Origin of the sequence: Streptomyces niphimycinicus (assembly GCF_018883605.1) — a bacterium.
GTDB lineage: Bacteria > Actinomycetota > Actinomycetes > Streptomycetales > Streptomycetaceae > Streptomyces > Streptomyces niphimycinicus.
This window is the reverse complement of record NZ_JAHLEM010000368.1, coordinates 1-4,336: the sequence shown is the minus strand read 5'-3', so window position 1 is coordinate 4,336 and position 4,336 is coordinate 1. Positions and strand designations below refer to the sequence as shown.

6 protein-coding genes and 2 pseudogenes are annotated in these 4,336 nt (G+C 71.9%); 6 read left to right on the top strand and 2 right to left on the bottom strand.

The genetic code is table 11. From position 1 onward, the window contains the following. Nucleotides 1-9: 9 nt before the first annotated feature. The 6 genes and pseudogenes from KN815_RS50805 to KN815_RS51645 all read left to right on the top strand — a co-directional run. A pseudogene (locus KN815_RS50805) lies at nucleotides 10-465 on the top strand (PEP-utilizing enzyme); the annotation flags it as partial. 308 nt (nucleotides 466-773) lie between these two features. Continuing rightward, nucleotides 774-1,058: a putative PEP-binding protein gene (locus KN815_RS50800; RefSeq protein WP_253209309.1), complete on the top strand. Its 285-nt coding sequence runs from the start codon at nucleotides 774-776 to the stop codon at nucleotides 1,056-1,058. After that, a complete protein-coding gene (locus KN815_RS50795) occupies nucleotides 980-1,198 on the top strand; it encodes a hypothetical protein (RefSeq protein ID WP_253209310.1) in 219 nt (72 codons plus the stop codon). The genes KN815_RS50800 and KN815_RS50795 overlap by 79 nt, the downstream gene beginning before the upstream one ends. Before the next feature lie 358 nt (nucleotides 1,199-1,556). After that, a pseudogene (locus KN815_RS29245) lies at nucleotides 1,557-2,428 on the top strand (transposase family protein). Then, nucleotides 2,418-2,690 carry a LysR substrate-binding domain-containing protein gene (locus KN815_RS29240; RefSeq protein WP_216344894.1) on the top strand — a complete coding sequence of 91 codons (273 nt, stop codon included), beginning with the start codon at nucleotides 2,418-2,420 and terminating at the stop codon, nucleotides 2,688-2,690. The pseudogene KN815_RS29245 and the gene KN815_RS29240 overlap by 11 nt, the downstream one beginning before the upstream one ends. A 112-nt stretch (nucleotides 2,691-2,802) precedes the next feature. Then, nucleotides 2,803-2,931: a hypothetical protein gene (locus KN815_RS51645; protein WP_301184658.1), complete on the top strand. Its 129-nt coding sequence runs from the start codon at nucleotides 2,803-2,805 to the stop codon at nucleotides 2,929-2,931. A gap of 25 nt (nucleotides 2,932-2,956) precedes the next feature. On the opposite strand, the gene KN815_RS29235 is transcribed toward KN815_RS51645, so the two are convergent. Beyond that, on the bottom strand, nucleotides 2,957-3,592 hold the full coding sequence (locus KN815_RS29235) for an MBL fold metallo-hydrolase (RefSeq protein WP_216344893.1): 636 nt from the start codon (nucleotides 3,590-3,592) through the stop codon (nucleotides 2,957-2,959). Then, the coding region (locus tag KN815_RS29230; protein WP_216344892.1) for a zinc-binding dehydrogenase at nucleotides 3,589-4,336 on the bottom strand (748 nt) is incomplete at its 5' end. The genes KN815_RS29230 and KN815_RS29235, both read right to left, overlap by 4 nt.

Here is a 4,336-nt window from a genome sequence, read left to right as displayed (position 1 = left end):
CGCGCCGCGCTGCTCCAGATCGACGGCGACCTGGAGCAGCGCGCGGCCGCCGCCTCCGGTGCCGCCGCCGCGGTGCTGTCCGCACAGGTGCTGATGGTCGCGGACCCGGCGCTGGCCGACCGCGCCGAGACCCTGGTAGCCGAAGGCACCGACGCCGCGCACGCACTGGCCGGCGCCTCCAGCGAATTCCGCACCGCGCTCGAGTCAGCCGGCGGATACTTCGCCAACCGCGTCGCCGACCTGGACGACCTGCGGGACCGTGCGATGGCACGGCTGCTGGGGCTGCCGATGCCTGGCCTGCCCGAGCTCGGCCACCCCTACATCCTGGTTGCCGACGACCTCGCCCCCGCCGACACCGCCCTGCTCGACCCGTCCCAGGTCCTCGCCCTGGTCACCGAGCACGGCGGGCCCACCAGCCACACCGCCATCCTCGCCGAGGCACTCGGCCTGCCCGCCGTGGTGGGCTGCGATGGTGCCGGGACGCTCGCCGAGGGCCAACAGGTGCTCGTCGACGCCACCTCCGGCACCATCGAGCCCGACCCGCTGCCAGAGGTCGTCGCCGCGGCGGAAGCGCGCGAGCGGCGACGCTGCGAGCGGGTGGCCGAGGTGCGCGGACCGGTCCGTACGGCCGACGGCCACCCGGTCAAGCTACTCGTCAACCTCGGCGCGCTGCACGAAGTGACATCCGCCGCAGCGACGACCTCTGGCAGCGGGTCGGGCTCGACCGTGCCGAAGTTCCCTCCTTGGACGAGCAAACAGCGGCCTACCGGGAGGTGTTCGCCGCCTTCACAGGGCGCCGCGTCGTCGTGCGTACTCTGGATGCGGGCGCGGACAAGCCGCTGCCGTTCGTCACCGCGGCCGACGAGCCCAACCCGGCCCTGGGTGTACGGGGTCCGCGACCCGCGACCCGCGACCCGGAACTGCTTGACACCCAGCCGGCCGCGATCGCCACCGCGGCCGAAGGAAGCGACGCCGAGGTGTGGGTGATGGCCCCCATGGTCTCGGCGAGGCTGCCGCCGACCCCGCACTCGCGCTGGTCCTGGTCGGCCTCGGCGTGACAAGCCTGTCAGCCGCGCCCAGATGTCTGGGCGACGTGCGCGCCGTACTGGCGGCCCATACCCTCCACGGCTGCCGCCGCCTCGCGGACCTCGCCCTCGCCGCCACCGCCCGCACGGTGGTACTGGAGGCGCTGGGCTGACACAGCACCAGATGTGCGAAACGTCAGTGGCCTGCCGCGGCGGGGCCACGCCGCTCATGCCCTCGCCGAATGACACCGACCCAGATCACCCGCACCAGGTGAGAGAAGCACAAAACCCAGCGCGTCCTGTTACCGGGCATCCGCCGTGCGCACCGGAGCCGGTGCCATCATGCGTCCGCCGCACGCGGCCCACGGCGCGGGCCGTGTGTGCGGGCGAGCAGCCGCGGAGGCCATCGCCGGCAAGGACGTGCGCCCACTGATCCCACGGAGGACAACTCAAGCCTTCGAGGCTCCACGCATGTCCGCCACGACTCCGAACCCGCAGGAACCCGTGCCGGACCGGATCATGTCCGGCGAAATGGCCGAACAGCCCTGCCCTTGCCGGAAACCTGATCCGTCCTGGTGGGAGCCGGTGCATCGGCTGCCACCGCACGTCCTGCGAAGACTACGGCTGCTCGTCCGCCCCGACACGGCGCTGCGTTGGCACCGCAACCTCGTCAAACGCCGCCATGCCTCCTCCTGCCGACCCAAACGCCCGGGACGGCCACGCACCGTGCGCTCCATCCGCATCCTGGTGCTGCGCCTGGCGAAGGAGAACCCGAGCTGGGGGTACCGGCGCCTGCACGGCGAGCTGCTTGTGCTGGGGGTGAAGGTGGGCGCGTCCACCGTCTGGGAAATCCTCAAGGAGGCAGGCATCGACCCAGCGCCCGAGCGGAACTCCAGTACCTGGGCCACCTTCCTTCGCACTCAGGCTGATGCCCTGCTGACCTGCGACTTCACGGAAACCATCACTCTGTCGGGGGGGACGGATGTACGTGCTCGTCGTGATCGAACACAGCAGGCGCCGCATCCGCGTCCTGGGCGCCACCACACATCCCACCGCCTCCTGGGTAGCGCAAGCGGCGAAGAACCTCGTCATGGACCTCGAAGACCTCGGCTTCCGGGCACGGCTCATGAACCGGGACAGGGACGGGAAGTTCCCCACCCTGCTCGACGCCGTCCGAGCTCCTGGACCGGACCTTGATCTGGAACCAGCGCCACCTCCTCCACGCCCTACGAGAGTTCGAGCAGTTCTACAACGGACACCGACCACACCAGGGCATCGCGAACGCCCGACCGCTACACCCCCTGCCCACACCAATCGACGATCCCGACAAGCTGAACGACCTCGACATCCGAGGCCACGACCGCCTTGGCGGCATCCTCCACGAATACAGACATGCCGCGTGACCTGCACGGACAAGATAGTCGGCAAGCGCAGGGTCTGGAGCTGGAGTCCGGGGTGGACGGACTGGCCGAGCGGGACGTGGGCGGCGAGCCGTGGTGCGCGGTGGTGGCCCCCGATCATCCGCTGGCGGTCCGGCGCCGGGTACGAGTGGCCGGGTACGAGTGGCTGACGTGGCCGCGGTCGAGCCATCCGGGACACTGGCACGCGGTGCACGCCTGGCGGCGTCGGTGGGCGGGGTACCGGCGGTCCACGAGACCTGGCTGAGCGTGGCCCACGCACGGCTCACGGCCGGAGCGACGGTGATGCTCCGGCCGGTGTCCTATACGGCCCATCCGCTGCTGGGGCTGGTGGCGCTCGAGCTGGAGGACGCCCCGATGTGCCGCTACACCGCGGTGTGGAACGAGGCCGCGCCGCCCCCGGACCTGGCGAGGTGCTCTCCGCGCTCACCGGGGCCGCGGGGCGGCTGGCCCGGCTGGGGCTCGCGGGGGCCGGGGCGGGGCGGTGACCGCCACCGCCCCGCGCACCGGGCCTCAGTGGCCGCGGGCGATCCACTCCTGAAGCCGCGGCGCTTCGGCGTCGACGGTGGTGGCGTCCCCGTGGCCGGTGCGGACCGTGGTCCCGGGCGGCAGCGGGAGCAACCGGTTCCGGATCGAGTCGATGATGGTCGGGAAGTCGGAGAAGGACCGGCCGGTGGCACCGGGTCCGCCCTGGAAGAGGGTGTCCCCGGTGAAGACGGTGTCCAGCGCCGGTGCGTAGAGGCAGACCGCGCCCGGCGCGTGGCCGGGGGTGTGCAGCACGGTCAGGCTGATCCCGGCCACGGTGAGTTCCTGGCCGTGGGCCAGCTCACCGTCCGGCGCCCGGTCGGGGTGGGTCCGGTGCCACAGGACCAGGTCGTCGAGGTGGAGCAGGACGGGCGCCCCGGTGCGTTCGGCGAGCGCGGGGACGGCGTTGATGTGGTCGTCGTGGGCGTGGGTGCACACGATGGCGGTGACCCTGCGGTCGCCGAGCACCCGGAGGACGGCTTCGGCGTCATGGGCAGGGTCGATGACCAGGGCCTCGGTGTCATCGCCGACGATCCAGACGTTGTTGTCCACGTCCCAGGTGCCACCGTCGAGGCTGAAGGTGCCGGAGGTGACGAGGTGGTCGATACGGGCGGCGCCGCTCACAGGACCACCACCGAGCGCAGCACATCGCCCTGGTGCATCCGGGTGAACGCCTGCTCCACCTCGTCGAGTCCGATGGTCTCGGTCACGAAGGCGTCCAGGTCCAGACGGCCCTGGGTGTACAGGTCGATGAGCATGGGGAAGTCCCGGGAGGGCAGACAGTCCCCGTACCAGGAGGACTTGAGGGCGCCACCACGGCCGAAGACGTCGAGCAGCGGCAGCTCCAGCTTCATCTCCGGGGTGGGCACTCCCACCAGGACGACGGTCCCGGCCAGGTCCCGGGCGTAGAACGCCTGCTCATAGGTCTCGGGTCGGCCGACGGCGTCGATGACCACGTCCGCCCCGTTGCCGTCGGTGAGTTCCCGGATGGCGTCGACGGCGTCGGTGGTGGCGGAGTTGACGGTGTGGGTGGCGCCGAGTCCGCGGGCCGTGGCGAGTTTGCGGTCGTCGATGTCGACGGCGATGATGCGGGCCGCCCCGGCGAGGGCCGATCCGCAGATCGCGGCGGCGCCGACCCCACCGCAGCCGATGACGGCCACCGAGTCGCCGCGGCCGACCCCGCCGGTGTTGATGGCGGCGCCCAGACCGGCCATCACCCCGCAGCCCAGGAGCCCGGCCGCGGTGGCCGCGGCGGCCGGATCGACCTTGGTGCACTGGCCGGCGGCGACGAGCGTCTTCTCGGCGAAGGCACCGATCCCCAGCGCCGGGGAGAGCTCGGTGCCATCGGCGAGGGTCATCCTCTGGTGG